Annotated in this window: 24 protein-coding genes; 12 read left to right on the top strand and 12 right to left on the bottom strand. The window is 73.8% G+C overall.

What is annotated here, in order from left to right:
* Positions 1 to 350 precede the first annotated feature (350 nt).
* Complete coding sequence (locus AB2U05_RS17855; RefSeq protein ID WP_369183703.1) at positions 351 to 1,247, bottom strand: oxidoreductase; 897 nt, start codon at positions 1,245 to 1,247, stop codon at positions 351 to 353.
* A gap of 219 nt (positions 1,248 to 1,466) precedes the next feature.
* Between AB2U05_RS17855 and AB2U05_RS17850 the strand changes: the two genes are divergently transcribed.
* The 3 genes from AB2U05_RS17850 (at position 1,467) to acs (ending at position 7,681) form a co-directional block, all read left to right on the top strand.
* Positions 1,467 to 2,471, top strand: a complete 1,005-nt coding sequence (locus AB2U05_RS17850) for an ATP-binding protein (RefSeq protein ID WP_045698271.1) — start codon at positions 1,467 to 1,469, stop codon at positions 2,469 to 2,471.
* A 441-nt stretch (positions 2,472 to 2,912) separates the two neighbouring features.
* Positions 2,913 to 5,426, top strand: a complete 2,514-nt coding sequence (locus AB2U05_RS17845) for a SulP family inorganic anion transporter (RefSeq protein ID WP_369183702.1) — start codon at positions 2,913 to 2,915, stop codon at positions 5,424 to 5,426.
* A gap of 299 nt (positions 5,427 to 5,725) precedes the next feature.
* On the top strand, positions 5,726 to 7,681 hold the full coding sequence (gene acs, locus AB2U05_RS17840) for an acetate--CoA ligase (protein ID WP_369183701.1): 1,956 nt from the start codon (positions 5,726 to 5,728) through the stop codon (positions 7,679 to 7,681).
* A 129-nt stretch (positions 7,682 to 7,810) separates the two neighbouring features.
* Here acs and AB2U05_RS17835 read toward each other — a convergent pair whose 3' ends face one another.
* Positions 7,811 to 9,043: a serine hydrolase gene (locus AB2U05_RS17835; RefSeq protein ID WP_244178840.1), complete on the bottom strand. Its 1,233-nt coding sequence runs from the start codon at positions 9,041 to 9,043 to the stop codon at positions 7,811 to 7,813.
* Positions 9,044 to 9,508: 465 nt separating this feature from the next.
* Here AB2U05_RS17835 and nhaA point away from each other — a divergent pair, with 465 nt between their 5' ends.
* The 4 genes from nhaA (at position 9,509) to AB2U05_RS17815 (ending at position 13,245) form a co-directional block, all read left to right on the top strand.
* A complete protein-coding gene (gene nhaA, locus AB2U05_RS17830; RefSeq protein ID WP_369183700.1) occupies positions 9,509 to 10,909 on the top strand; it encodes a Na+/H+ antiporter NhaA in 1,401 nt (466 codons plus the stop codon).
* 216 nt (positions 10,910 to 11,125) lie between these two features.
* Entirely contained in the window at positions 11,126 to 11,602 is a 477-nt protein-coding gene (locus AB2U05_RS17825; RefSeq protein ID WP_045698263.1) for a phage holin family protein, read from the top strand.
* Between the two features lie 101 nt (positions 11,603 to 11,703).
* Positions 11,704 to 12,828: an alpha/beta fold hydrolase gene (locus AB2U05_RS17820; protein ID WP_244178839.1), complete on the top strand. Its 1,125-nt coding sequence runs from the start codon at positions 11,704 to 11,706 to the stop codon at positions 12,826 to 12,828.
* A 207-nt stretch (positions 12,829 to 13,035) separates the two neighbouring features.
* Entirely contained in the window at positions 13,036 to 13,245 is a 210-nt protein-coding gene (locus AB2U05_RS17815; RefSeq protein WP_045698261.1) for a hypothetical protein, read from the top strand.
* Between the two features lie 40 nt (positions 13,246 to 13,285).
* Here the strand turns inward: AB2U05_RS17815 and AB2U05_RS17810 are convergent, their stop codons facing one another.
* From AB2U05_RS17810 to nth, 4 genes are all read right to left on the bottom strand, one after another.
* Positions 13,286 to 13,984, bottom strand: coding sequence for a metal-dependent hydrolase (locus tag AB2U05_RS17810; RefSeq protein WP_078860138.1), 699 nt, complete (start codon positions 13,982 to 13,984; stop codon positions 13,286 to 13,288).
* 151 nt (positions 13,985 to 14,135) lie between these two features.
* Complete coding sequence (locus AB2U05_RS17805) at positions 14,136 to 15,320, bottom strand: MarP family serine protease (protein ID WP_045698256.1); 1,185 nt, start codon at positions 15,318 to 15,320, stop codon at positions 14,136 to 14,138.
* Positions 15,321 to 15,366: 46 nt separating this feature from the next.
* Complete coding sequence (locus tag AB2U05_RS17800; RefSeq protein ID WP_045698254.1) at positions 15,367 to 16,101, bottom strand: CoA pyrophosphatase; 735 nt, start codon at positions 16,099 to 16,101, stop codon at positions 15,367 to 15,369.
* A 73-nt stretch (positions 16,102 to 16,174) separates the two neighbouring features.
* The gene (nth, locus tag AB2U05_RS17795; protein ID WP_045698252.1) at positions 16,175 to 17,053 is read right to left on the bottom strand and encodes an endonuclease III; all 879 of its coding nucleotides are present in this window, start codon (positions 17,051 to 17,053) and stop codon (positions 16,175 to 16,177) included.
* 310 nt (positions 17,054 to 17,363) lie between these two features.
* Here nth and AB2U05_RS17790 point away from each other — a divergent pair, with 310 nt between their 5' ends.
* The 3 genes from AB2U05_RS17790 to AB2U05_RS17780 all read left to right on the top strand — a co-directional run bounded on the left by AB2U05_RS17790 (position 17,364) and on the right by AB2U05_RS17780 (position 19,932).
* Positions 17,364 to 18,152, top strand: a complete 789-nt coding sequence (locus tag AB2U05_RS17790) for an alpha/beta fold hydrolase (protein WP_369183699.1) — start codon at positions 17,364 to 17,366, stop codon at positions 18,150 to 18,152.
* Positions 18,153 to 18,284: 132 nt separating this feature from the next.
* Complete coding sequence (locus AB2U05_RS17785) at positions 18,285 to 18,902, top strand: RraA family protein (protein WP_369183698.1); 618 nt, start codon at positions 18,285 to 18,287, stop codon at positions 18,900 to 18,902.
* Positions 18,903 to 19,257: 355 nt separating this feature from the next.
* Complete coding sequence (locus tag AB2U05_RS17780) at positions 19,258 to 19,932, top strand: Crp/Fnr family transcriptional regulator (protein WP_030288117.1); 675 nt, start codon at positions 19,258 to 19,260, stop codon at positions 19,930 to 19,932.
* An 85-nt stretch (positions 19,933 to 20,017) separates the two neighbouring features.
* On the opposite strand, the gene AB2U05_RS17775 is transcribed toward AB2U05_RS17780, so the two are convergent.
* The 5 genes from AB2U05_RS17775 to AB2U05_RS17755 form a co-directional block, all read right to left on the bottom strand.
* A complete protein-coding gene (locus tag AB2U05_RS17775; protein WP_045698239.1) occupies positions 20,018 to 20,851 on the bottom strand; it encodes an MBL fold metallo-hydrolase in 834 nt (277 codons plus the stop codon).
* Between the two features lie 34 nt (positions 20,852 to 20,885).
* The gene (locus AB2U05_RS17770) at positions 20,886 to 21,059 is read right to left on the bottom strand and encodes a hypothetical protein (RefSeq protein ID WP_157882143.1); all 174 of its coding nucleotides are present in this window, start codon (positions 21,057 to 21,059) and stop codon (positions 20,886 to 20,888) included.
* Positions 21,060 to 21,143: 84 nt separating this feature from the next.
* Complete coding sequence (locus tag AB2U05_RS17765; RefSeq protein WP_369183697.1) at positions 21,144 to 22,010, bottom strand: NUDIX hydrolase; 867 nt, start codon at positions 22,008 to 22,010, stop codon at positions 21,144 to 21,146.
* A 78-nt stretch (positions 22,011 to 22,088) separates the two neighbouring features.
* Positions 22,089 to 22,556 (bottom strand): RidA family protein, encoded by a 468-nt coding sequence (locus AB2U05_RS17760; RefSeq protein ID WP_045698235.1) that lies wholly within the window; start codon positions 22,554 to 22,556, stop codon positions 22,089 to 22,091.
* Positions 22,553 to 22,711, bottom strand: a complete 159-nt coding sequence (locus tag AB2U05_RS17755; protein WP_094743074.1) for a DUF4177 domain-containing protein — start codon at positions 22,709 to 22,711, stop codon at positions 22,553 to 22,555. The genes AB2U05_RS17760 and AB2U05_RS17755 overlap by 4 nt, the downstream gene beginning before the upstream one ends.
* A 256-nt stretch (positions 22,712 to 22,967) precedes the next feature.
* Between AB2U05_RS17755 and AB2U05_RS17750 the strand changes: the two genes are divergently transcribed.
* Together AB2U05_RS17750 and AB2U05_RS17745 are read left to right on the top strand one after the other, a co-directional pair.
* Positions 22,968 to 24,116: an ArsA-related P-loop ATPase gene (locus AB2U05_RS17750; protein ID WP_369183696.1), complete on the top strand. Its 1,149-nt coding sequence runs from the start codon at positions 22,968 to 22,970 to the stop codon at positions 24,114 to 24,116.
* A gap of 38 nt (positions 24,117 to 24,154) precedes the next feature.
* The gene (locus tag AB2U05_RS17745; protein ID WP_045698306.1) at positions 24,155 to 25,315 is read left to right on the top strand and encodes an ArsA family ATPase; all 1,161 of its coding nucleotides are present in this window, start codon (positions 24,155 to 24,157) and stop codon (positions 25,313 to 25,315) included.
* Positions 25,316 to 25,397: 82 nt separating this feature from the next.
* Here AB2U05_RS17745 and AB2U05_RS17740 read toward each other — a convergent pair whose 3' ends face one another.
* Entirely contained in the window at positions 25,398 to 25,721 is a 324-nt protein-coding gene (locus AB2U05_RS17740; protein ID WP_033333275.1) for a WhiB family transcriptional regulator, read from the bottom strand.
* Between the last annotated feature and the right edge of the window lie 247 nt (positions 25,722 to 25,968).

The raw sequence follows: 25,968 nt of genomic DNA, 5'->3' as shown, positions 1-25,968 counted from the left end.
TCGACAGGGCGGGCAAAACGGGCAATCACCGCACAGTTCACTTTTCGGGTTCCCCTTTCGCCCGAAACGCGATACAAATGAAGCACGGCCCGCGAGACCCGGTCAGGACCCGAAGAGGTCGAACCGACAACGCAGTTCAGGCCCCACGGACCGCGTGTACAGATAGCCGAGCACCCACATGCAGCCGACCCGCTGTCGGGCCGCCGGACCAGACGAACGGGCAGGAGATCCCCGTCTGATCGGCACTTCCGGTGCATGCTTGGTCACCCGGTATCTGCACCAGCGGCGGCACCCGGAAGGATCAGGTGCCGCCGCATTTCCGTGGGCACAGACCAGCCCAGAGGGGCCGGTCAGACCATCCCGCGCTGCATCGCCTCGCAGACCGCGGTGCTCTCCCGCACGCCGAGCCGCAGCGCGCTGCCGCAGTGGCCGATCCAGGCCGCCATCCCCTCGGGCGTGCCGGCCAGGTAGCCGGCCAGGGCCCTCCGGTAGGCGTCGGTGCCGAGCTCCGCCAGGCCGACCTCGGCCGGGCAGATCGACTTCGGGTCGAGCCCCTCGGCGATCAGCACGATCCGCTGGGCGGCCCGCGCGATCACCCCGTTGTGGCTGCCGAACGGGCGCAGCGCGAGCAGTTCGCCGTGCACCACCGCGGCCACCACCAGGGCCGGCGTGCCCACGCCCTGGCCCTCGGCGCGGGCCACCAGCAGCCGGGAGAGCTGGTCGAGCCGCGCGGCGACCTCGTCCGCGCCCGGGGCGGGCGGCAGGACGGGCACCGGCGCCGCCGGGTCGACCCCGACGGACTCGACGGTCTCCGCCGCCGGGAGGTCCAGCGGGAACAGCTCCTCGGCGTCCTCCCCCGCCCGGCGCGGCCGCCCGGCCGCGGGATCGGCGTCGCCGACCGCGAGCAGGTGCAGCCGGGCCAGCACCTGGAGCGGCGAGTGCCGCCAGACGCTGAGCAGCTGACCGGCCTCGGCGGCGACCCGCAGGGCGGCGCCGATCGTCCGGGCCTCGGCGTCGGCGCCGAAGTCGCTGCGGCGCCGGACCTCCTCCAGCGGCCAGTCGGCACCGGCCAGGGCCGCTGACGCGCGGGCGCCGCGCAGGGCGGATTCGGACGTGACCTCGGCCGCGCGGCGGCGCATCACGCGGTGGCCGTAGAGCCGGTCGACGGCCTTGCGCACCTCGGCGACCGCGTCGGGAACTCCGGGGAGCTGGGCCAGCGGGGCGAGGGGATCAGTTCCAGTGCTCACCTACCCGAGAGTAATGAACGGGCCGCCCCTCCCGGAACAGCAACCCCGCATCACCCGTTCGAGGCAATCCTCACTTCCCTCCCCCGAGGAGGCCCAAACCCCGGCTAGCATGGCCACTATCGGAGACGATAACGATTTCCAGTTAGGGGTGCCGCCGCCGCGCGCGGCTCCCGGGCAGGCGGCCCCGAGCGGGGCCCAGAGCGAGAGCCGGAGTCCCAGATGAAGATCGCCTTCGTCGGCAAGGGCGGCAGCGGGAAGACCACACTGTCCGCACTGTTCATCCGCCACCTGGCCGCCACCGGCCGACCGGTCATCGCCGTCGACGCCGACATCAACCAGCACCTGGGCCCCGCCCTCGGCCTGACGGACGCCCAGGCCGCCGAGCTGCCGCCGCTCGGCGGCCACCTGCCGGAGATCAAGGAGTACCTGCGCGGCAGCAACCCGCTGATCCGCTCGGCCGACGAGATGATCAAAACCACGCCGCCCGGGCGCGGTTCGCGCCTGCTGCGGATCGTCGAGGAGAACCCGGTCTACGCCGCGTGCGCCCGGCCGATCGCGCTGGACGAGGGCTCCGTCCGCCTGCTGGCCACCGGCGCGTTCACCGAGGAGGACCTCGGGGTGGCCTGCTACCACTCCAAGGTCGGCGCGGTGGAACTGCTGCTCAACCACCTGCTCGACGGCCCGGACGAGTACCTGGTCACCGACATGACCGCGGGCTCCGACTCCTTCGCCTCCGGCCTGTTCACCCGCTTCGACCTGACCTTCCTGGTCGCCGAGCCGACCCGCAAGGGCGTCTCCGTCTACCGCCAGTACAAGGACTACGCCCGCGACTTCGGGGTGCAGCTGCGGGTGATCGGCAACAAGGTGCAGGGCCCGGACGACCTGGCGTTCCTGCGTCGCGAGGTCGGCGCCGACCTGCTCACCACCTTCGGCCAGTCCGACTGGGTGCGCCGCCTGGAGCAGGGGGCCGAGCCCCCGCTGAAGAGCCTGGAGCCCGGCAACCGGGCGGTGCTGGAGCGGCTGCGGGTCGAGGCCGAGGCGGCGTACGCGCTGCGCGACGCGCACCGCTACACCGCGCAGGCGGTGCTCTTCCACCGCCGCAACGCCGAGAGCTGGGCCAACGCCAAGGTCGGCATCGACCTCGCGACCCAGGTCGACGAGGCCTTCGTGCTGGGCGAGTTCGCGGGCGACGGGCAGCCGGCCGCGGCGGGCGCGCCCGCCTGACCCGCACCGATCCCCGGCTCCGCTCGAACGGGCCGCGGCCTCCCCTCCGTTCCGGGGCGGGCCGCGGCCCGTTCGCCGTGCCACGCCCCCTCCACCCACCGCCACCAGCAGATTCCCGACCGTTCGACCACCACCCAATGGGGTGAATCGAAGGTTTTCCGCTTCCCTCCTCGAACGACGCTGTGCAAAGCTTTCATTACCCTCGGTTTACCGAGTCTTGATGGTCCGTTCCGACGGTCCTCGGCGAGACATCCCGCACCTCGCCCAGGCCCCTGGCGGGCCCTGATGGTCAACGCCGGCCGGTGACACCCGCACTCCCCGCCGCGCCCACGCCATCCCGCCACACCGTCGCGACCCACGACAGCCGATCCGCCCCGGAGCCCGACTCCGGACTCACCACCGGACCTGACTGCGTTCGTTCACCGGACAGACGGGAAGACCATGACCCTCGACATCTCCAGTGCCCCCATCGCCTCCGACACCACCGACCACGCGCCTCCGGGCGGCAGCCCCCGGGCCCGCTGGGCGCAGGACCTCTCCGCCTCCCTGGTCGTCGCCCTGATCGCCGTACCGTTCGCCCTCGGCATCGCCCTCGCCACCGGCGCCCCGCTCACCGCCGGCCTGGCCGCGGCGGCGGTCGGCGGGATCGTGGTCGGCCTGGCCGGCGGCACGCCGCTCCAGGTCAGCGGACCGTCCGCCGCGCTGACCGTGATCACCGCCGGGCTGATCACCCAGTACGGCTGGCGGGCCACCTGCGCCGTCACGCTGGCCGCCGGGCTGCTCCAACTCCTGCTCGGCGTCAGACGGGTGGCGCGGACGGCACTCGCCGTCTCACCCGCCATCGTGCACGGCATGCTGGCCGGAGTCGGGTTCACCATCGCCATCGCGCAACTGCACGTCGTCCTCGGAGGCTCCCCGCAGGGCTCCGCGATCGCCAACGTCCTCGCCCTGCCGGGGCAGTTGGCCGGTCCGCACCCGCCCGCGATGCTGGTCGGCACGGTGACCGCGACCGTCCTGCTGGGCTGGCCCCGGCTCGGCCGACTGCCCGGTCGGGCCGGCGAGTTGGGCGCCCGAATGGGCTGGGTGCCGGGCCCGCTGGCCGCCGTCGCCGCCGCGACCGCGCTCGCCCTGGCGCTCGACCTGCCGCTCGCCCACATCCAGCTGCCCGCCTGGGAACCGCACGCGCTGCTGCCCGCACTGCCGCACGGCCCCCTGTCCGGGGTGCTCGCCGCCGTGCTCACCGTCACCGCCGTGGCCAGCGTGGAGTCGCTGCTGTCCGCCGTCGCGGTCGACCGGATGTCCCACCGCACCAGCGACCTCGACCGCGAGCTGCGCGGGCAGGGACTCGCCAACATCGTCAGCGGAGTGGTCGGCGGACTGCCGATCGCCGGTGGCGCCGTCCGCAGCACCGCCAACGTGCGGGCCGGCGGGCAGAGCCGGTGGTCCGCGGTGCTGCACGGCGTCTGGGTGCTCACCGCCGCGCTGGCGCTGACCGGCGGGCTGCGCCGCATCCCCTTGGCCGCGCTGGCCGCGCTGGTGCTGGTCGTCGGGCTGCAGATGGTGAGCTTCGCGCACATCCGCAACGTGCACCGACACCGCGAGTTCCCGGTGTACCTGATCACCGTGGTCGGGGTGGTGGCCCTCGGCGTGCTGGGCGGCGTCGCGCTCGGCGCCGGCACCGCCGTCCTGCTCGCCCTGTACCGACTGACCCGCGCCCATGTGGACGTCGAGACCGGGCCGGGCGGATCGGTCACCGTCCAGACGCACGGCCCGCTCACCTTCGCCGCCGTCCCGCGGCTGAGCCGGGCACTGGCGGGCATCCCGGCCGGCAGCGAGGTCACCGTGGTCCACGACGGCTCCTTCCTGGACCACGCCGCGTACGAGACGCTGCACAGCTGGCGGACGGGACACCAGGGCGCTGGCGGCCGGGTCTCGATGGTGACGCGGCGCCAGGCCGACGAGGTGCTCGACCCGGACGGCACGGTACGGGCGGGCAGTTCGCCCGGCCCGCACCGCTGCCGGGCCTGGACGCCCTGGGTCGGTCACCACTGCATCGAGCAGCGGGAGGACCCGCACGGCCGGCTGCTGGACGGCGTCCGGGTGTTCCAACAGCACACCGCCCCGCTGGTCCGGCCCGAACTCGCCCGGCTGGCCCGGGAAGGGCAGACCCCCTCGCAGCTCTTCCTGACCTGTGCGGACTCCCGGATGGTCACCAGCATGATCACCAACAGCGGCCCCGGCGACCTGTTCACCGTCCGCAACGTCGGCAACCTGGTGCCCGCTCCCTTCGAACCGGGCGCGGCCGACGACTCGGTCGCGGCGGCGGTGCAGTACGCCGTCGAATCCCTGGAGGTGCGCTCGATCACGGTCTGCGGCCACTCCGGCTGCGGCGCGATGAAGGCCCTGCTGGACGGCGTGCACGAGCGCCCCGGGCCGCCCAGCCCGCTGACCCGCTGGCTGCGCAACGGCCGGGGCTCGCTGGACCGGCTCCGCCGAGCCCCCGCCGAGTTCTCCGACCGGCCGGTGGTGGACCTCGTGGAGCAGCTCTGCATCACCAACGTCGTGCAGCAGTTGGACCAGCTGATGACGAATCCGGCGGTCGAGCGCCGGGTCGAGGAGGGCAGCCTGCGGCTGGTCGGGATGTACTTCGACTTCGCTACGGCGCAGGCGTACGTCCTCGACCGCGCCGCCGGGACGTTCAGCCCGGTCGAGGCCCGCACCGACGCCCGCACCGACGCCCGCACCGAGGCCCGCGACGAGTTCCGCACCGAGGCCGGTACGGAGACCCGCGCGGGGGCGGACGCGGGAGCTCGTCCGGAGCCGCGCGCCGGAGCGCACACCGGGGCACCCGCCACCGCCGGCCCCGACCAGCAGACGGCCTCGGTCGAACAGGTGGGGCCGTCCGGCCCGGCCCCGACCCGGGACAGCGAGGAGGACCCGCAACTGGCCGCCTGAGAGCCGGGCCCGCGCCCCGCCGGGCGGGCCCGGGCGCGGGCCCGCCCCATCACGGTCCGACACACCCCACACGGTTACCACGCACCCGAACGCAGCCCGGTGCACCCCGCAGCGGTCTAGCATGTCCCGCTGTGGCGAACAGGACGGGCGACCGTTCGACCATCGGTCAAAGGTCTACACCAATTCCCAGGAGCCTCTTGTCAACTGGCACGTTCGCCTGGTGAGCTGTGCGCTGGGACACACGGGACAATCCCCACGCACGGGATCGTCCCCGATCATGACTCGATGAGGAGTGCGCGTTGAGCAACGAGAGCCTGGCCAACCTGCTCAAGGAGGAGCGGCGCTTCGCCCCGCCGGCAGAGCTCGCCGCAACCGCCAACGTCACCGCGGCCGCGTACGGGCAGGCCTCCGAGGACCGTCTGGGCTTCTGGGCCGAGCAGGCCCGCCGCCTCAGCTGGGCCGTCGAGCCGACCGAGACGCTCGACTGGTCCAACCCGCCCTTCGCCAAGTGGTTCGCCGACGGCAAGCTCAACGTGACGTACAACTGCGTCGACCGCCACGTCGAGAACGGCCTCGGCGACCGGGTCGCGATCCACTTCGAGGGCGAACCCGGTGACGGCCGCTCGATCACCTACGCCCAGCTCAAGGACGAGGTCTCGCAGGCCGCCAACGCGCTGCTGGAGCTCGGCGTCCGCAAGGGCGACCGGGTCGCGGTCTACCTGCCGATGATCGCCGAGGCGGTCGTCGCGATGCTCGCCTGCGCCCGGATCGGCGCCACCCACTCGGTGGTCTTCGGCGGCTTCTCCGCCGACGCCGTCGCCTCCCGCATCCAGGACGCCCAGGCCAAGCTGGTCATCACCGCGGACGGCGGCTACCGCCGCGGCAAGCCCTCCGCCCTCAAGCCGGCCATCGACGAGGCCCTGACCAAGGTCGACGGCGTCGAGCACGTCCTGGTGATCCGCCGCACCGAGCAGGACATCCCCTGGACCGAGGGCCGCGACGTCTGGTGGCACGAGATCACCGCCCGCCAGTCGACCGAGCACACCCCCGAGGCGCACGACGCCGAGCACCCGCTCTTCATCCTCTACACCTCGGGCACCACCGGGAAGCCCAAGGGCATCCTGCACACCTCGGGCGGCTACCTCACCCAGGCCAGCTACACCCACCACGCCGTCTTCGACCTCAAGCCGGAGTCGGACGTCTACTGGTGCACCGCCGACATCGGCTGGGTCACCGGCCACTCGTACATCGTCTACGGCCCGCTCTCCAACGGTGCCACCCAGGTCATCTACGAGGGCACCCCGGACACCCCGCACCAGGGCCGGTTCTGGGAGATCGTCCAGAAGTACGGCGTGACGATCCTCTACACCGCGCCGACCGCGATCCGCACCTTCATGAAGTGGGGCGACGACATCCCCGCGAAGTTCGACCTGTCCTCGCTGCGGGTGCTGGGCAGCGTCGGCGAGCCGATCAACCCCGAGGCCTGGGTCTGGTACCGGGAGCACATCGGCGCCGGCAAGGCCCCGATCGTGGACACCTGGTGGCAGACCGAGACCGGCGCCATCATGATCAGCCCGCTGCCGGGCGTCACCGAGACCAAGCCGGGCTCCGCCCAGCGCGCCCTGCCGGGCATCGCCGCCACCGTCGTCGACGACAACGCCGTCGAGGTCCCCAACGGCTCCGGCGGCTACCTGGTGCTCACCGAGCCGTGGCCGTCCATGCTGCGCACCATCTGGGGCGACGACCAGCGCTACATCGAGACCTACTGGTCGCGCTTCGAGGGCCGCTACTTCGCCGGTGACGGCGCCAAGAAGGACGAGGACGGCGACATCTGGCTGCTCGGCCGGGTCGACGACGTCATGCTCGTCTCGGGCCACAACATCTCCACCACCGAGGTCGAGTCGGCCCTGGTCGGGCACCCCTCGGTGGCCGAGTCCGCCGTGGTCGGCGCCACCGACGCGACCACCGGCCAGGCCATCGTCGCCTTCGTGATCCTGCGCGGCGGCGCGACCGAGAGCCCGGAGCTGGTCGAGGAGCTGCGGGCGCACGTCGGCCGCACGCTCGGCCCGATCGCCAAGCCGAAGCAGATCAAGGTCGTCGGCGAGCTGCCGAAGACCCGCTCGGGCAAGATCATGCGCCGCCTGCTGCGCGACATCGCCGAGGGCCGCGAGGTCGGTGACACCACCACCCTCGCCGACAGCACGGTGATGAGCCAGATCCAGGCCCAGCTGCCGCCGACCGGCAGCAACGGCTGAGCATCCCGGCACGGTTGCCGAACACGCCGGCGCGGCCGGTGACGGTGCCCCGGGCGGTTCCCACCGCCCGGGGCACCGGCGTCCGCCCGCGCCGCCGTCAGGCCACCGCGCGGCCGACCCGGCGCACCGTCAGTCCGCCGGCTCCGCCAGGCGTTCCGCGGCCAGGGTGCGCAGCGTCTCGTACGCGCTCCGAGCCAGGCCCCGGCTGCGCAGGGAGCGGGCGCCGGCCAGCACCGCCAGGCCGACCTGGGCCCGCGGGCTGAACCCGACGAAGGCGCCGGAGCCGCGGGTGGAGCCGGTGTGGAACACCAGCTCGGCGCCCTCCTCGGCGACACCCGACGGACCGGGCTCGCCACCCGGGCCGTCGACCTCCCCCGCCGCCTTCCCCGTCGCTACCCCTGCCGCGACTTCCCGCACCGCCGCCGGCTCCGCCTCCGTCGCGCACAGCGAGCGGTGGTTCCACCCGAGGCAGACCCGGGTGCCGCCGGTCCGGCGCCGCCCGGCCCTGGGGTGGCTGACCTCGCCGAGGGCCGTCCGCAGGACCGCCGCGTCGGCCGGTGAGGAGAGCGGCACGGCGTCCAGCGACAGGTGTGCCTGCAGGTAGCGGAGCAGGTCGTCGGCGGTGGAACGCAGCGCGGCCGCGCCAGGCAGCGCGGGCAGCCGGAAGGACGGCACCCAGCGGCCGCGCCGGTACCCGGTGGCATCCTCCCGGCCGGGGCCGCAGGAGGTGTCCAGCAGGCCCAGCGGGCCGCAGACCCGGGCGGCCAGCAGGTCGTCGTAGCGCTGCCCGGCCGCGTTGGCCAGCAGGAGGCCGAGCAGTCCGCAGCCGAGGCTGGAGTAGCGCACCTGGGTGCCCGGGGTTCCCCGCACCGGGGTCCGGGGCAGCGCCCTGAGCAGGTGTGCGGGGCCGAACGTCGCGTACGGACGGGTGAACCAGCGCGGGGCCGCCGCCGGCAGCAGGCCGACCGGCAGCCGGGGCAGCCCGGAGGTGTGGGTGGCCAGGTGGAGCAGGGTGATCGGCCGCTCGTGCGGATAGCCGGGGACGGCACCGGCGGGGAGGTAGCGGTCGATCGGGTCGTCGTACCGGACCTCACCCCGGGCGGCCATCTCGGCGAGCAGCAGCCCGGTGAAGGTCCTGGTGACGGAGCCGAGCGCGAACCGGGTGTCGGCGCGGACCGGACGCTCGCCGGAGCGGTCGGCGCGCCCCCGACAGGCGACCGTCCGCTCGTCGCCGCGGATCACCGCGACGGCGACGCCGCCGTCCGGTCCGGCGGCGCGGAACAGCGGGCGGAGCAACCGGTCGAGGTCGGCGGGAACGTCCGGATCCGCAGCACTCGAACCGGCCACGAAGGGACCCGCCACGAACGGACCGACCACAAACGGACCGGCCACGAACGGACCGGACGCGCCGAACGCACCACCCGAGCCGGGTGGCTCCGCGGGCTCACCGGGTAACAGGGGCGGTTCGGGCAGGGCGGTGCCACCACCGGGCATGGTCGTGCCTCCAGCACAGCGAAGGGGGGATGTGCGCCGGCCCGGACCGGGTGGCGCCTGCGACCGACGATAGGGAGGCGTTCACCCGAGTGCACTCGGCCTGGTCCGTTCGGGTGCCGGGCGACTGCTCCTCGGGAGTGCAGAAAGGGCCGGCAGGGCTTAAGTCCTTGAGTAGGACGATCCGGTCATCACCCGAACGTCCCGTAGACTGCTAAGGACGCATCAAGATCCTCGTGCAGGAATCCGGGCGTCACAGGGCGCGCCGGGAAGTCTGGTCGGCACTTGCACCACCCGTGCAACCGTTGCCGCTCCCAGCCCCTCAGGAGGTCACGCGTGACCGACCAGTCGCCCTCCCACCAGCAGACCCCCCGACGCCGGCAGTTGCTCGGCCGGCTGTCCCTGCCCGAGCGCGCCTTCATCACCGACGCCCTGCGCACCGAGACGGTCGGCGGCATGCTCCTGCTGGGCGCCGCCGTGATCGCGCTGATCTGGGCCAACGTCTGGCCGCACGCGTACGAGAGCCTGCTCAACCACACCGTCGGCCCGTCCGCGCCGCTCCACCTCGACCTCTCCCTGGCCACCTGGGCCAAGGACGGGCTGCTGACGATCTTCTTCTTCGTCGCCGGGATCGAGCTCAAGCGCGAGTTCGTGGCGGGCGAGCTGCGCACCCCGAGTGCCGCGTTGCTGCCCGTGATCGCGGCCGTCTGCGGGGTCGCGATGCCCGCGATCCTGTTCGCCCTGGTCAACTCCGGCAGCGGCGGTCACCCCGGCGGGTGGGCGATCCCGACCGCCACCGACATCGCCTTCGCACTCGGCGTGCTGGCCGTGGTCGGCAGCCACCTGCCGTCCCCGCTGCGCGCGTTCCTGCTCACCCTCGCCGTCGTGGACGACCTGATCGCGATCCTGATCATCGCGGTCTTCTACAGCTCCGGCATCAAGTTCTGGGCGCTCGGCCTGGCCTTCGCCGGACTGGTGCTGTTCTGGTTCCTGCACCGCCGCGGGGTGCACGGCTGGTACCTGTTCGTGCCGCTGGCCGTCGTGGTCTGGGCGCTGATGCACGAGAGCGGCATCCACGCCACGGTGGCCGGCGTCGCGATGGGCCTGATGCTGCGCTGCCACCGGGAGGGCGACGAGCAGCACTCCCCCGGCGAGCACATCGAGCACCTGGTCCGTCCGCTCTCGGCCGGCCTGGCCGTCCCGGTGTTCGCGCTGTTCTCGGCCGGGGTGACGATCTCCGGCTCGGCGCTGCGCGAGGTGTTCACCCAGGCCGCCCCGCTCGGCATCGTGATCGGCCTGCTGGTCGGCAAGACGGTCGGCATATTCGGCGGCACCCGGCTGGCCGCGCGCTTCACCCGGGCCGAGCTGAACCCGCAGCTCAAGTGGGCCGACATGTTCGCCGTCTCGGTGCTCGCGGGCATCGGCTTCACCGTCTCACTGCTGATCAGCGAGCTGGCCTTCCCCAACGATCCGACGCTCGCCGAGCGCGCCAAGGCGGCCGTGCTGGTCGGCTCGCTGCTCTGCGCGCTGGTCGCCACCGCCCTGCTGAAGCTGCGCAACCGGCACTACCGCGCACTCTGCGAGGAGGAGGACCGGGACGTGGACGGCGACGGCGTCCCGGACGTCTACCAGGCGGACGACCCGGCCTGGCGGTCCCGTGCCTCCCGGCTCGCGGCACAGCCGGCCGACGGCCCGGCGGCACGCCCCGCCGACGAGGGACCGGGAACGCCCGGCTGAGGCCTCGAAAGCCGCCCCCGCAGCGGCCCCGGAGGCCGGAGGGCACCACTCCGGCGGGGCCCCGGAGTGGTGTCCGACAGACCGGTGGAGGCATGATTCTGAGCTGTCGACAGTCCACAGACGCCTCCGGGGCCCCCACCGGCCCGCCGGAACCGCACCATCCGGCGGCGTCACGCCACAGCCGCAGAGCCCCACAGCCGCAGAGGAGAATCGCTGATGCCCGCAGGAACCGCAGACCCGTCCAGCAACGGCCGGGCGCCCCACGAGGGCGAGCGTTCGGTGGGGCAGCTGTTCGCCGCGGCCACCGCCGACCTGTCCGCACTGGTCCACGACGAGATCGCGCTCGCCAAGTCCGAGATCCGGGCGGACGTCAAGCGCGGCGTCTCCGGTGGCCTCTTCATCGCCGTCGCCGGGGTGATCGCACTCGCCTCGGTGCCGATGTTCAGCATCGCGATCGCCTACCTCATCCACTTCCTGGGCGTGCCGCTCGGTGGGGCGTTCGCGCTCTCGGGTGTCCTCCACCTGATCCTCGCGCTCGTGGTCGGCATCGTCGCCGTGCGCTTCTTCAAGCGCATCCAGAAGCCGGAGCGCACCATGGAGGGCGTCCAGAAGACCGCCGAGGTGCTGAAGACCGCCCGGCCGCGCCCGGCCACCAAGGAGGAGATCGACCGGGCCCTGGGCCGCATCCCGTAAAGCCTCCCGGTCGGGCATCCCGTCAAGCGCGGGCGCACCCGGACCCGCCGACAGCGAGTGCCGGGCGCGTCGGCGACGCGCGGATGTGACACGCTCTCGGTATGCCGCTCGACCAGAAGCCCGTACCCGCGCGCCCGTCCGCCGATTCCGGCCCCGGCTCCGACCCCGAGACCGGGGCCGCCTCCGGGGCCGGCGCACGGCCCGGCGCAGAGCTCCGCCAGGCCCCCGGAGACGGAACCGGCCGGGACGGAAGCAGCGGCGAGGACGGAAGCAGTGGCGCGGGCGGAGCCGCCGAGGGCGGCTCTGTCGAGGGCGGAGCCGCCGAGGCGTGGAGCATCCGTCAGCCCGGCCCGTGGACGCACCGCGACCTCGCCGCCAACGGTGCCCGCTTCCACATCGCCGAGCTGGGTTCCGGCCCCCTGGTGCTGCTGGTGCACGGCTGGCCGGAGTACTGGTGGGCCTGGCGCCACCAGCTGACCGCGCTCGCCGAGGCCGGCTACCGCGCGGTGGCGCTGGACCTGCGGGGCATCGGCGGCAGCGACCGCACCCCGCGCGGGTACGACCCCGGCAACCTCGCCCTGGACATCACCGGGGTGATCCGCTCGCTCGGCGAGCCCCGGGCACACCTGGTCGGGCACGCCTCCGGCGGCACCCTGGCCTGGGTGGCGGCGGTGATGCGGCCCTCGGTCATCCAGAGCCTCACCGTGGTCTCCGCCGCGCACCCCCGGGACCTGCGCCGGGCGCTCCTGACCGACCGCCGCCAGTTCGCCGCCTTCGAGCACGTGCTGGGCTTCCAGCGGCCGTGGATACCGGAACGCCGGCTGGTCGCCGAGGACGCCGCGCTGGTCGGCCGCTACCTGGCGGAGTGGACCGGTCCGAACGGCCTGGACGAGGCGGCCGTGCACGCGTACCGGCAGGCGATCCAGATCCCCAGCACCGCGCACTGCTCGATCGAGCCCTACCGCTGGCTGATGCGCTCGATGGCGCGGCCGGACGGCATCCAGTTCGCCCGGCGGATGAAGAAGCCGATCACCGCGCCGACCCTGCACGTCCAGGGCGCCGCCGACCCGGTGCTGCTCTCGCACACCGCGCTCGGCGGCGGCGAGTACGTCGCGGCGCCGTACCGCTGGCGGCTGCTGCCGGGGGTCGGGCACTTCCCGCACGAGGAGGTGCCGGAGCAGTTCACCGCCGAGCTGCTGGACTGGGTCGGCCGCCACAAGGAGTGAGCGGCGAGGACCCACCGCGCGGGCCCACCGCGAGGACCGGCCCGCGCAAGGCATGACGCGCGCGAGGCGTGACCCGCGAAGGGCGTGCCCCGTGAGCGCCCTTCGCCCTCAACTCCCGTCAATCCGTGCTCATATGACAACCGCATAGGCCAATCTCGACGGCACCCGCACGGTTACCCCGACCGGCCCAGGGGCATCCATTCCGGTATGACCTGGATGCCCGATCGCGGCGGCGCCCCGCGCGGCCGACGCCACAACAGTCCCCAGCGCTCCGCGCACCGCCCCGACCGGGCGGAGGACCTCGGCTTCGACGGCGTCGAGCACCGTCAGCGCGCGGAGCGGCGGCAGCTCGGCATCCCGCGCATCCTGGGCCGGCGCGCCCGGTGGGTGGGCGCACGACTGCGGCGCGAGACCTGAGGCCTCGCGCCGCATCTCCGTTCGGCTGAACGCCGAGCCGTCAGTTGACGATCGTCGGCGACAGCGCCGTGAACCACAGCAGGACGAAGGTCGCCACCGACATGATCGGCACCAGCACCTTGGTCTCGACGTTGTTGCCGCTGCGCTTGATCAGCACGATCTCGTAGCGCTCCTTGTGCGGCCACAGCAGCGGCGCGCCCTTCTTGGTCAGGCAGTCGCCCAGCAGGTGCGCCAGCGTGCCCAGCGCCACCGCGTACGGCAGCCAGCCGGGCGAGTTGGGCATCCAGGTGTTCATGCCGAAGGTGCCGAGCGCGGACAGGCCGATGACGGTGATCCACGCCTCCGGGCCGTTGCTCGGCGGGCAGAGCCGCAGCGCCCGGATCGCGAGGGCCAGCAGGAAGAACGTCAGCGCGAGGGTGAAGTTGCGCCCCAGGTAGGTGACACCGGCCCAGGTGCCGCCGCCCATCAGCGCGACGAACAGCAGCGAGTGGGTGGCGTGCCGGTGCCCGCCGGAGGCCCAGGCCACGAAGCGGCAGAGCGCCTTGGAGACCGGGCCCAGGAAGTTGGCGATCGAGCCGTCGTGGTGGTCGAGGTCCGGCAGCAGGGCCGCGCCCGCGCACAGCACCGTGCCCATCAGTATGTCCGCCGGCTGCAGCGTGGTGTGCAGCAGCAGCGGGGGCAGGAACGGCGCGGATGCCGCGTACAGCATCGCCCCGCTCACCGCGTGCGAGTGACCCATCATCGGACTGCCACGACCTCCCCGTCGACTCACTCCGGGACGGCGCCCGGTTGAGCCGAACGGGTGAGCGCGGCCGAGGCTATCAGGATGGACTGACGGCACGACGGATCCCGCGCCGTCAGAAACGCCTGCTGAACGCCGCGAGGGGCGGTCAGAGCGCGCAGCCCTGGGTGTCGACCCGGGCGGTCGCGCCGCCGCCCTTCTCGACGTCGTCCCGCACCTCGGCGGCGGTCAGCACGTACCCGGTGTCGGCGCTGTCCAGCGACTTGGCGAACACCACGCCGTACACCTGGCCGTCCGGGGTGAGCAGCGGGCCGCCGCTGTTGCCCTGGCGGACCACCGAGCGCACCGAGTAGACGTCGCGCACCACCTGGCCCCGGTGGTAGATGTCCGGGCCGTTGGCCTGGATGCGGCCGCGGATGCGGGCGGGCTGGACGTTGAACGCGCCGTTCTCCGGGAAGCCCGCGACGATCGCGCTGTCGTTGGTCTTCGCCTCGCCCGCGAAGGTCAGCGCCGGCGCGTTCAGCTTGGGCACGTCCAGGACGGCGATGTCGCGCTGCCAGTCGTAGCGGACCACGGTGGCGTCGTACAGCTGGCCGACGCCGCCGATCTGCACGGTCGGCTCGTCGACCCCGCCGACCACGTGGGCGTTGGTCATCACCCGGTGCGGCGCGAACACGAAGCCGCTGCCCTCCAGCGTCTTGCCGCAGGAGGTCGCGGTGCCGACCACCTTGACCAGGCTCAGCCGGGCCTTCGCGACCGCCGCGCTGTCGGCCAGCGCCGGGTCCGGGGTGTCGACCTGGGTGATCGGCTCGTGCTCGAAGGGGTTGAAGACCTGCGGGAAGCCGTTGCGGGCGAGCACCTTGGAGAAGTCCGAGAACCAGTTCGGGGCGTCGCCCGGCAGCGCGTCCTGGACGCCCGCCAGGATCTTCGAGGAGCGGACCTGCTTGGAGACCGTCGGCAGTGACGTCCCGGCCAGGGCGGACCCGATCAGCCAGGCCACCAGCAGCATCGAGAGCACGTTCACCGCGGCGCCGCCGGTCGCGTCCAGCACCCGGGCCGGGCGGCGCTCGATGTGGCCGCGCAGCTTCCAGCCGTAGTGCGCGGTGATCGCCTGGCCGACCGCGGCGAAGACGATCACCACCACGACGGCCACCACCGAGGCGGTGGTGCCCGGGCTGAGGTGGTCGAGCAGCAGCGGCAGCAGTTGGACGGCCAGCAGGCCGCCGCCGAGGAAGCCGATCAGCGACAGGACCCCGACGACGAAGCCCTGCCGGTAGCCGGACACGGCGAATCCCACGGCAGCGGCGATCAGCAGCACATCCAGGACGTTCACTCCGACACCCTCCCACGCCCGGCGCCCCCGCCGCGCCGCCCACCGGTCACGAACCGGCGGAGTCGCCGCCCAGCAGTGCGCGGGAGTGGTCGAGGTCGCCCTGCACCAGGGCCAGCGCCTCGTCGGAGAGGTCGACGACCCTGGAGCGGTCCCAGGGCAGCTCCAGGCCGCTGTGGTGCAGCACCCGGTCGATCACCCCGGCCGTGAAGCCCCACACCAGCCGCCCGGCGACCGCGAAGGCCGGCCCGACGTGCCCGGACGGGTGCCGCAGCCGCACCCGGTTCGCCGGGTCCGCCAGGTCCGTGATCGGCACCCGGAACACCGCGCCGGTCTCCCCCAGGTCCACCGGCCGCACCGGCGACTCCTCGCGCCACCAGCCCAGCACCGGGGTCACCACGAAGCCGCTCACCGGGATGTACAGCCGGGGCAGCTCGGCGAACACCTGCACCCCCGCCGGATCCAGCCCGGTCTCCTCCCAGGCCTCGCGCAGCGCCGCCGCGACCGGGCCCGGGCCGGCCGGATCGCCGTCCTCCGGGTCCAGCGCACCGCCGGGGAAGGACGGCTGCCCGGCGTGCGAGCGCAGCGAACGGGCCCGCTCGATCAGCAGCAGGTCCGGCCCCTGCGGGCCCTCGCCGAACAGCATCAGCACCGCGGCCGCCCGGCCGCCCTCGGCCGGCGGCAGGAAGCGGCTCAGCTGCTCCGGCAGCACCCGCTCCGCCGCCTCCCGGACCGGCTCCAGCCAGCCCGGCAGGCCGTCCCGCTCGACACCCCGCACGGTCATCCGCCCACCTCGCTCCGCCCCGCTGCCGACGACCGGCACGCACGCCTCCCGACCGTTCTCCCGCCCACCGCGCTCACTCCTCCACCGCCAGGTCCGCGACCCGCCCCCGGTGGGCGACCGCGTCGGCCCGGGCGGCGGCCTCGCCGGGGAAGTCCGCGGGCGGCTTCAGCCGCTGGCCCGGCTGGCCGCCCATCTCGTACTTGAGCAGCTTGCGGGCCTTCTCCGGATCGGTCTCGCCCTCCCCGTAGGCCGGGCAGAGCGGGGCGATCGGGCAGGCCCCGCAGGCGGGCTTCTGGGAGTGGCAGATCCGGCGGCCGTGGAAGACCACGCGGTGCGAGAGCATCGTCCACTCGGACTTCGGGAAGATCTCGGCGACGGCCGCCTCGACCTTCACCGGATCGTCCTCGGCCGTCCAGCCGAACCGGCGGGCCAGCCGCCCGAAGTGGGTGTCCACGGTGATCCCGGGGACGCCGAAGGCGTTGCCGAGGACGACGTTGGCGGTCTTCCGGCCGACGCCGGGCAGCGTCACCAAGTCGGCCAGCCGGCCCGGGACTTCGCCGCCGAACTCGTCGCGCAGCGCGATCGACAGGCCGATCAGCGACTTCGCCTTGTTCCGGAAGAACCCGGTCGGCCGGATGACCTCCTCCAGCTCCTCCGGGTTGGCCGCCGCCATGTCCTCCGGCGTCGGGTACTTGGCGAACAGCGCCGGGGTGGTCTGGTTCACCCGCAGGTCGGTGGTCTGCGCCGACAGCACGGTGGCCACCAGCAGTTGGAACGGGTTCTCGAAGTCCAGCTCGGGGTGCGCGTACGGGTACAGCTCGGCCAGCTCGCGGTTGATCCGCCGGGCCCGCCGCACCATCGCCAGGTGGGACTCCGGCTTCCTCGGCTTCACCGCCGCCTTCTTCACGGCCGGCCCCGGCGCCGCGGCCTTCCGGACCTTGCTCTCTGCCATGCACGAAGGCTACGCCGATCGACTCTCCGCACGTGACCGGTTTCACGGCTCCTCGAACGGATGTGCCCGACCTGCACGTGCATGCCGCCCGCCGCGCTGCTTCGGTGGACGGGCCGGCGCCGGAGGCGGGGTCGTCCGGCGCCGCGGGCCGTCCGTAGTCCGCGAAAGTCCGCGAAGTCCCGAGGTCCCGAGGTCCTGGAGTCCTGGAGTCCTGGAGTCTGCGGAAAAAATTTCGCGCGGGACCGATGAGTTCCGCGCCGAGTCCCGGTCTACCCCCATGACCGGCTCGCACGACAGAAGGAACGCCCCCATGAACACCGTGGTCTCCGCCGACGGCACCACCCTCGCCTGCACCGTCACCGGCTCCGGCCCGGCGGTCGTCCTCGTCGACGGCGCGCTCTGCCACCGGAACTTCGGCCCGGGCGCGGCGATCGCCGAGCAGCTCGCGGCCCACCACACCGTGTGGACGTACGACCGGCGCGGCCGCGGCGCCAGCGGCGACACCGCGCCGTTCGCGGTGTCGCGCGAGATCGAGGACCTGGCCGCCGTGATCGCCGCGGCCGGCGGTTCGGCCCGCGTGGTCGCCTTCTCGTCCGGTGCCGCGCTCGCCCTGCGGGCCGCCGCCGCGGGCGTCGCGATCGACCGGCTCGCCGTCTACGAGCCGCCGTTCAGCACCGAGGACGGGCAGGGCGCGCGATTCGACGGGTACGTCGACGAGCTGACGGGGGCGCTCGCCGAAGGCCGGCGCGGGGACGCCGTCGCGGCCTTCATGACCTTCGTCGGACTGCCCCGGCCGATGCTGGACGGGATGCGCAACTCCCCGGTGTGGCCGGCCTTCGAGGCGGTCGCGCCGACCCTCGCGTACGACGCGGCGGCGCTGGGCGAGCAGGCCGGTGCGGCCGTCCCGGTGGAGCTCCTGGCCGGGGTCGCCGTGCCGACCCTGGTGCTGGACGGCGGGGCCAGCCCGGAGCTGCTGCGGGCGCCGGCCCGGGCGGTCGCGGCGGCCGTGCCGGGCGCCGAGTACCGGACGCTCGCCGACCAGACCCACGAAGTGGCGGCCGAGGCGATCGCGCCGGAGCTGCTGAAGTTCTTCGCCTGAGGGCAGCGAGCATGGGAAGCACCGGAAGGCCGGATGCGCCGGACCGGCTCCTGACCTGCTCCTGACGTGTCCTACTCTTCGCAGTCGATCAGGCGATCAGACCTGATCCGATCAGAGGGGGAACACACCGCCATGGACGAGGACTTCAAGGACATTCCGACCACCACCCTGGCCGACGTCCTGGGCCGCGCGCAGGTGATGGACATCGGCATCCGCCCGCTGTGGGCGGGCGGGCCCCGGCTGGCCGGCCCGGCCTTCACCGTGCAGTGCCCGCCCGGCGACAACCTGATGCTGCACGCGGCCATCTACCGGGCCGAGCCCGGTTCGGTGATCGTCGTCGAGTCCGGGGACCTCGACTACGCGCTGGCCGGCGGCAACGTCTGCGCCGTGGCGCAGCGCCGCGGCGTGGCCGCCTTCGTGGCGGACGGCCTGATCCGGGACCTCGGCGAGGTCCGCGAGCTGGGCTTCCCGGTCTTCGCCCGCGGCGTGATCCCGATCCCCGGCGCCAAGCAGGCCCTGGGCACGCACGGCGCCGTCGCCAACTGCGGCGGCGTGGCGGTGGCGGCCGGCGACATCGTGGTCGCGGACGAGGAGGGCGTCGTGGTGGTGCCCGCCGCCCGCCGGGCCGAGACGCTGGCCGCGGCCCGGGCGAAGCTGGCCAAGGAGGCCGCCGAGACGCTCGACGACTGGGAGGCCGCCCACCGCGCCAAGATCGACCAGGCGCTCGCCGGGCTGGGCTTCACCGGCTGACCCCCGCGGGCCGGTCGTCCCTCCCCGGGGCCGACCGGCCCGGGCAGCGGCCGACCGGCCCGTACGGCGGCCGACCGGCCCGTACGGCGGCGGACCTGCCCGGACGGCGGGCGCACGATCCGGACGGCGGCGGACGATCCGCCGTTCGACGGGAGCGAGCGGGCGTGCGAGCCGCGGCAGGTCGCCGGACGCCCGCGCGGTGACCCGCCGGTACGAATGGCCCCGCGCAGCACACCTCGACACACCCCCTCCTCATATGATCGGAGCGACATGCGCCATGCTTGGTGATGCAGAACACTGAACGGAACTTGCGCCGGACGGCCCACCCGCCGGACGGCCGAGAAGGAGGAAGCACGTGGACGACGTTCTGCGGCGCGCCGCACTCTTCGCGGCACTCGACGACGAACAGGCCGGCGAGCTGCGCGCTTCCATGACCGAGGTCACCCTCGCCCGTGGGGAGTCGCTGTTCCACGAGGGCGACCCGGGCGACCGCCTGTACGTCGTCGCCGAGGGCAAGGTCAAGCTGCACCGCGCCTCGCCGGACGGCCGCGAGAACATGCTCGCCGTGCTCGGCCCCAGCGAGATGATCGGCGAGCTGTCGCTGTTCGACCCGGGCCCGCGCACCGCCACCGCGAGCGCGCTGACCGAGGTCAAGCTGCTGGGCCTGGGCCACGGCGACCTGCAGCCCTGGCTGCACGCCCGCCCCGAGGTCTCCATCGCGCTGCTCCGGGCCATCGCCCGCCGCCTGCGCCGGACCAACGACGTGATGTCCGATCTGGTCTTCTCCGACGTGCCCGGCCGCGTCGCCAAGGCCCTGCTGGACCTCTCCCGCCGCTTCGGCGTGCAGTCCGAGGAGGGCATCCACGTCGCGCACGACCTCACCCAGGAGGAGCTGGCCCAGCTGGTCGGCGCCTCCCGCGAGACGGTCAACAAGGCGCTCGCCGACTTCGCCGGCCGCGGCTGGCTGAAGCTGGAGGCCCGCGCGGTGGTCCTGCTCGACGTCGAGCGGCTGTCCCGCCGCTCGCGCTGACGCCCTGAGCGCCGGCGCTCCGAACACCGCGAAGGGCCCGTCCGCGTCGGACGGGCCCTTCGGCGTTCGCGCGTCGGGGCCGGGTTCAGTCCTGCTCCGGGATCAGCCCGTGCTCCCGCAGGTAGTCCAGCTGGGCCCGCACCGACAGCTCGGCGGCCGGCCAGAGCGTCCGGTCCACGTCCGCGTAGACCCGGGCCACCACCTCGGCGACCGTCCGGCAGCCCGCCTCGACGGCGGTCTCCACCTGGGCGAGCCGGGCGGCCCGGTGGGCCAGGTAGTAGTCGACGGCGCCGAGCGCGTCCGCCAGCACCGGCCCGTGGCCGGGCAGCACCGTCCGCACGCCGTGCTGGGAGGCCATCGTGTGCAGGTGGCGCAGCGAGTCCAGGTAGTCGCCGAGCCGGCCGTCCGGGTGAGCGACCATCGTGGTGCCGCGGCCGAGCACGGTGTCCCCGGTGAGGACCGCGCCGTCGTCCGGCAGGTGGAAGGTCAGCGAGTCGGAGGTGTGGCCGGGGGTGGCCACCACCCGCAGGTCGAGGCCGCCGACGTCCAGGCGCTGGCCGCCGACCAGCCCCTCGGAGCCCAGCCGGTGCGCCGGGTCCAGCGCGCGCACCTCGGTGCCCGTCAGCTCGGCGAAGCGGGCCGCGCCCTCGGAGTGGTCGGCGTGGCCGTGGGTGAGCAGGGTCAGCGCGATCCGCTTGCCCCGCTCCTCGGCGAGCTCGATCACCCGGCGCAGGTGGCCCTCGTGCAGCGGGCCCGGGTCGATCACCGCCGCGAGGTCCGAGCCGGGCTCGGAGAGCAGCCAGGTGTTGGTGCCGTCCAGCGTCATCGGCGACGGGTTCGGCGCCAGCACGCACAGGGCCCGAGGGGTGGCCTCGCCGCCGATCACCGCGGCGGGGTCACCCGGCAGGAGTCCACTCATGCGCCCGCCTCGCTGCCCTCGATGGTTCGCTCGCTCACCGGCCGCCCTCTCCTTGTCGGTGCAGGGCCCGCAGCGGCAGGGCCCGGACGAGGGCGCGCTGCGCCACCTCGACGAACGGGACCGGCACGTCACAGGCCGGGGTACGGGGGGTCACACGGCGGGCGGGCAGCTCATGGGCCGTCCGGCGCACCACGTCGTTGTGGGTCATCGGGCGTCGTCCTCTCCGGGGCTCATCACGGGCGGTGGCATCGGGAGCAGTGTCATCAGGGGCGAAGGTGCACGGGCGCGGCGGTCAGGAGTCCTCGGGGAACTCCCCGTCGATGGTCAGTTCGTCGTACCCCGGCCAGCGCACCGTCATCCGGTCCCCGCGCACCTCGGCCCGCCCCAGCACCGGCTCCAGCGGACGGTCGGCGGCCGCGGCCAGCGCCTCGGCGACGGTGCGCACCGGCGACAGCTCGCGCAGCACGGTCACGGTCGGCGGCAGCATGCCGAACCGGCCCTCCCGGTGGCCGAGCACCGCCTCGGTGGGCGTCAGCCAGGCGACCCGGTCGGCCTCGCCGACCTCGCGGGCCGCGTCCTGGCCGGGCGGCAGCGCGGCGACGAAGAACCAGGTGTCGTACCGGCGTTCCTCGAACTCGGGGGTGATCCAGCGGGCCCAGCCGCCCAGCAGGTCGCTGCGCAGCACCAGGCCGTGCTCGCGGAGGAACTCGGCGAAGGACAGCTCGTGCGCCTCCAGCGCGGTCCGCTCGGCGGTCCAGTCGCGCGGCGCGGCAACACTGTCGGCGTCCGGGCCGGCGAGCAGCACGCCGGCTTCCTCGAAGGTCTCCCGGACGGCGGCGCAGACCACCGCCCGCGCCGTCCGGGTGTCCACCCCGAGGCGCCGGGCCCACTCCTCGGGCGTCGGGCCGGCCCAGCCGGTCTCGACCTCGGCGTCCCGCGGGTCCACCCCGCCGCCCGGGTAGGCGTACATGCCGGCCGCGAAGGCCATCGAGGTGCGCCGACGCAGCAGGTACGCCTGCGGGCCGTCCGCCGAGTCGCGCAGCAGCACGACCGTCGCGGCGGGCCGGGGCACCGGCGGGGTCAGCGTGCCGGAGTCGACCGCCCGGATGCGGGCAGGCCAACCGGGCGGCATCGGGAGCGTCGTCGCTCGATGGTCCATGCCCGGATGCTAAGCGCACGGAGGCGGGGTTGGACAGGCCTGGCCCCGCCTCCGTGATCACTCGAGCGGTCCGCGCGCTCAGGCGGTGCGGACGCGCACCTGGAGCTCGACCTCGACCGGGGCGTCCAGCGGCAGCACCGCGACGCCGACCGCGCTGCGGGCGTGCACCCCGGCCTCGCCCAGCACCTTGCCGAGCAGCTCGCTGGCACCGTTGATCACGGCCGGCTGGCCGGTGAAGTCGGGCGCGGAGGCGACGAAGCCGACCACCTTCACGACCTGCTCGACCAGGTCCAGGTCACCGATCACCGACTTGACGGCGGCCAGGGCGTTCAGCGCACAGGTCTGCGCCAGCTCCTTGGCCTCCTCGGGGGACACCTCGGCACCGACCTTGCCGGTGCTCGGCAGCTTGCCGCCGACGACCGGCAGCTGGCCGGAGGTGAACACGAACTCGCCCGCCCGCACGGCCGGCACGTACGCGGCGACCGGGGCGGCCACCGGCGGCAGGCTCAGACCCAGCTCGGCGAGCTTCGACTCGACCTTGCTCATGCGTTCTTCTCCCGCTTGAAGTAGGCCACCAGCTGCTCCGGGTTCGGGCCGGGCACGACCTGGACCAGCTCCCAGCCGTCCTCGCCGAAGTTGTCCAGGATCTGCTTCGTGGCGTGCACGAGCAGGGGCGCCGTCATGTATTCCCACTTGGTCATGGCCAGACTCTAGACGAGCGGGCCCGGCGATCGGCGCCGCCGCCGGGCCGCGCGGGAGGCGGCGTACGGGGCGGCGCGTGCCGCGGCGGGTGCGGCCGCGTGTGAGGTGAGGCACAAAGCAGGCATGATCTGGGCCCGGCACCCCGGAAGCTCCGAACATCCGGCACGCTCCCGGATTACCCTCGCGAGAGGGCACTCACATGGCGGCGACCTCGGCGGAAGGGCGCCCCTAGGACGGAACGGACGGAGACGGAGCGTGGCACGCACCCCCGGCCAGGCGGCCCGGCGCGACCCCGACTGGGAGGGCGTCCGGCTGCACGTGGTCAGCGGCAAGGGCGGCACCGGGAAGACCACGCTGGCCGCGGCGCTGGCGCTCGCGCTCGCCGCGGACGGCGGACGGGTGCTGCTGATCGAGGTCGAGGGCCGCCAGGGCATCGCCGAACTGTTCGGGATCGCCGCGCTGCCGTACGAGGAGCGCAGGATCGCCTCGGTCACCCGCGCCCAGCTGGGCCTGCCGGCCGAGCCGGGCGACGGCGCGGACAGCGGGCGTACGGACAGCGGGCGTACGGACAGCGGGCGTACGGGCGGCGGGCGTACGGGCGGCGCCGCCGGCGAGGTGTTCGCGCTGGCGATCGACACCGAGCAGGCGCTGCTCGAGTACCTGGAGATGTTCTACAAGCTCGGCCGCGCCGGCAAGGCGCTGCAGAAGATGGGCTTCATCGACTTCGCCACCACCATCGCGCCCGGCGTCCGGGACGTCCTGCTCACCGGCAAGGCCTGCGAGGCGGCCCGGCGCAAGGGCCCGGACGGCCGTCTGCGCTACGACGCGATCGTGATGGACGCCCCGCCGACCGGGCGGCTCACCCGGTTCCTGAACGTCAACGCCGAGGTCGCCGGCCTGGCCCGGATCGGCCCGATACACACGCAGGCGCAGGCCGTGATGGGGGTGCTGAAGTCGCCGGAGACGGCCGTGCACCTGGTCACCCTGCTGGAGGAGATGCCGGTGCAGGAGACCGTCGACGGCTTCGCCGAGCTGCGCGAGGTGAAGCTCCCGGTGGGCGGGGTGCTGGTCAACATGGTCCGGCCGCCGGTGCTGGACGCCGCGGCGGTGGCCGCGGTGCACGGCGACCACCGCGAGGAGGTCGCGGTGGCCCTCGGCGAGGCCGGGCTCGGCGGCCGCTCGCGCAGCCCGGAGACCGTCCGGGCTGCGGTGGAGCCGTTGCTCGACCCGCTGCTGGCGCAGGCCAGGGAGCACAGCGAGCGGGTCGAGCTGGAGCGCGCGCAGCGCGCCGACCTGCAGCGGCTGCGGCTGCCCACCTACGAACTGCCGCTGCTCGGCGAGGGCGTGGACCTCGGCGGGCTGTACCGGCTGGCGGGCGAACTCAAGCGGCAGGGGGCGGCGTGACCGGCAGCGGCACGAAGGCGAACGGCGGCGGCAACGGCATGCGGGGCACCGGCAAGCGGCTCGCGGTCGACGCGCTGATCGACGACCCGAAGACCAGGATCATCGTCTGCTGCGGCTCCGGCGGCGTCGGCAAGACCACCACCGCCGCGGCGATCGGCCTGCGGGCCGCCGAGCGCGGCCGCAAGGCCGTCGTGCTCACCATCGACCCGGCCCGGCGGCTGGCCCAGTCGATGGGCCTGACCGAGCTGGACAACACCCCCCGGGTGGTCAAGGGCGTCACCGGCGAGGGCGAGCTCCAGGCCATGATGCTCGACATGAAGCGGACCTTCGACGAGGTCGTGCTCGCCCACTCCGAGCCCGAACGGGCCCGGATGATCATGGAGAACCCGTTCTACCAGTCCCTGTCGGCCGGCTTCGCGGGCACGCAGGAGTACATGGCGATGGAGAAGCTCGGCCAGCTGCGCTCCGCCGACGAGTGGGACCTCATCGTCGTGGACACCCCGCCGTCCCGCTCCGCGCTGGACTTCCTGGACGCGCCCAACCGGCTCGGCTCCTTCCTGGACGGCCGGGTGATCCGCCTGCTGGCCGCCCCCGCCAAGGTCGGCGGCCGCAGCGCGCTGAAGTTCCTGAACGCCGGGATGGGTCTGTTCACCGGCGGGCTGGGCAAGATCTTCGGCGCCCAGCTGCTCACCGACGTGCAGACCTTCATCACCGCGATGGACTCGATGTTCGGCGGCTTCCGGGAGCGCGCCGACCGCACGTACCGGCTGCTCAAGGCGCCGGGCACGGCGTTCCTGGTGGTGGCGGTGCCGGAGCGGGACGCGCTGCGCGAGGCGGCGTACTTCGTCGACCGGCTCGCCGCGGACCGGATGCCGCTGGCCGGGCTGGTGCTCAACCGGGTGCACGACACGGGCGCGCCGCAGCTCACCGCGGAACGGTCGCTGGCGGCCGCCGAGACGCTGGAGGAGAACGGTTCGGAGCACTCCTCGCCGGCGGCGGAGCTGCTCGCGGCCGGGCTGCTGCGGCTGCACGCCGAGCGGATGCAGATCATGGGGCGGGAGCGCCGTACCCGGGACCGGTTCGTCTCGGTGTACCCGGACGTGCCGATCGTCGAGGTGGCCGCGCTGCCGGGCGACGTGCACGACCTGGACGGGCTGCGGGACATCGGGGACCGGCTCGGCGGCTCGGCGCCGTCCTGACCGGGCGGGTCGGACGGGGTCGGACGGGTCGGTCCGGCTCGGGCAGCCCGGGCGCCACGCGGCGCGGCCGGGAGGCTCGGGCTCAGCCCGCCTGGGCGTAGTCCGTAAGTATCACGCCGGTCGCGAGGGACTCCTCGTACTCGGTGCGGGCCGTCTCCAGCAGCCGCCGCCACGACATGACGGTCGGGCGGCGGCGCAGCAGCGCCCGGCGCTCGCGCTCCGTCATCCCGCCCCACACCCCGAACTCGACCCGGTTGTCCAGGGCGTCCGCGAGGCATTCCGTACGGACGGGGCAGCCGCTGCACACCGCCTTGGCGCGGTTCTGCGCCGCCCCCTGGACGAACAGTTCGTCCGGATCACTCGTGCGGCAGGCGGCCTGCGCACTCCAGTCGTCAACCCAGCCCATGCCGGCGCCGTCCTCTCCCGATATTCGAGGCTCCCCCACGGCGGCAACGGCATATTCACCGTTGCCAGTTGAGGACGTTACGGAAGAACGACAGCGCGCAACAGCCCCTTCGGGCTCAATCTCGAATGACCCGATCGGACTATGGGTATCGGTCATCTCACTCGTTGGAGTGATCGCAGGTCGCAAGCCTTGCCAGGCTCGACACCCGAACTCTCGCCACGCGCGTCGTCACGGAGCGCTACGGTTC

This window comes from Streptomyces sp. Y1 (assembly GCF_041053115.1).
Lineage (GTDB): Bacteria > Actinomycetota > Actinomycetes > Streptomycetales > Streptomycetaceae > Kitasatospora > Kitasatospora rubellomurina.
The sequence above is the reverse complement of the archived record's forward strand: the minus strand, read 5'-3'. Positions and strand labels throughout refer to the sequence as shown.

Excerpts from the sequence above, each read along its gene's own strand:
- AB2U05_RS17850 (WP_045698271.1), top strand. The coding sequence starts at position 1,467 with ATGAAGATCGCCTTCGTCGGCAAGGGCGGCAGCGGGAAGACCACACTG.
- AB2U05_RS17845 (WP_369183702.1), top strand. The coding sequence starts at position 2,913 with ATGACCCTCGACATCTCCAGTGCCCCCATCGCCTCCGACACCACCGAC.
- AB2U05_RS17825 (WP_045698263.1), top strand. The coding sequence starts at position 11,126 with ATGCCCGCAGGAACCGCAGACCCGTCCAGCAACGGCCGGGCGCCCCAC.
- AB2U05_RS17820 (WP_244178839.1), top strand. The coding sequence starts at position 11,704 with ATGCCGCTCGACCAGAAGCCCGTACCCGCGCGCCCGTCCGCCGATTCC.
- AB2U05_RS17815 (WP_045698261.1), top strand. The coding sequence starts at position 13,036 with ATGACCTGGATGCCCGATCGCGGCGGCGCCCCGCGCGGCCGACGCCAC.
- AB2U05_RS17810 (WP_078860138.1), bottom strand. The coding sequence starts at position 13,984 with ATGGGTCACTCGCACGCGGTGAGCGGGGCGATGCTGTACGCGGCATCC.
- AB2U05_RS17800 (WP_045698254.1), bottom strand. The coding sequence starts at position 16,101 with ATGACCGTGCGGGGTGTCGAGCGGGACGGCCTGCCGGGCTGGCTGGAG.
- nth (WP_045698252.1), bottom strand. The coding sequence starts at position 17,053 with ATGGCAGAGAGCAAGGTCCGGAAGGCCGCGGCGCCGGGGCCGGCCGTG.
- AB2U05_RS17790 (WP_369183699.1), top strand. The coding sequence starts at position 17,364 with ATGAACACCGTGGTCTCCGCCGACGGCACCACCCTCGCCTGCACCGTC.
- AB2U05_RS17785 (WP_369183698.1), top strand. The coding sequence starts at position 18,285 with ATGGACGAGGACTTCAAGGACATTCCGACCACCACCCTGGCCGACGTC.
- AB2U05_RS17775 (WP_045698239.1), bottom strand. The coding sequence starts at position 20,851 with ATGAGTGGACTCCTGCCGGGTGACCCCGCCGCGGTGATCGGCGGCGAG.
- AB2U05_RS17770 (WP_157882143.1), bottom strand. The coding sequence starts at position 21,059 with ATGACCCACAACGACGTGGTGCGCCGGACGGCCCATGAGCTGCCCGCC.
- AB2U05_RS17765 (WP_369183697.1), bottom strand. The coding sequence starts at position 22,010 with ATGGACCATCGAGCGACGACGCTCCCGATGCCGCCCGGTTGGCCTGCC.
- AB2U05_RS17760 (WP_045698235.1), bottom strand. The coding sequence starts at position 22,556 with ATGAGCAAGGTCGAGTCGAAGCTCGCCGAGCTGGGTCTGAGCCTGCCG.
- AB2U05_RS17755 (WP_094743074.1), bottom strand. The coding sequence starts at position 22,711 with ATGACCAAGTGGGAATACATGACGGCGCCCCTGCTCGTGCACGCCACG.
- AB2U05_RS17745 (WP_045698306.1), top strand. The coding sequence starts at position 24,155 with ATGCGGGGCACCGGCAAGCGGCTCGCGGTCGACGCGCTGATCGACGAC.
- AB2U05_RS17740 (WP_033333275.1), bottom strand. The coding sequence starts at position 25,721 with ATGGGCTGGGTTGACGACTGGAGTGCGCAGGCCGCCTGCCGCACGAGT.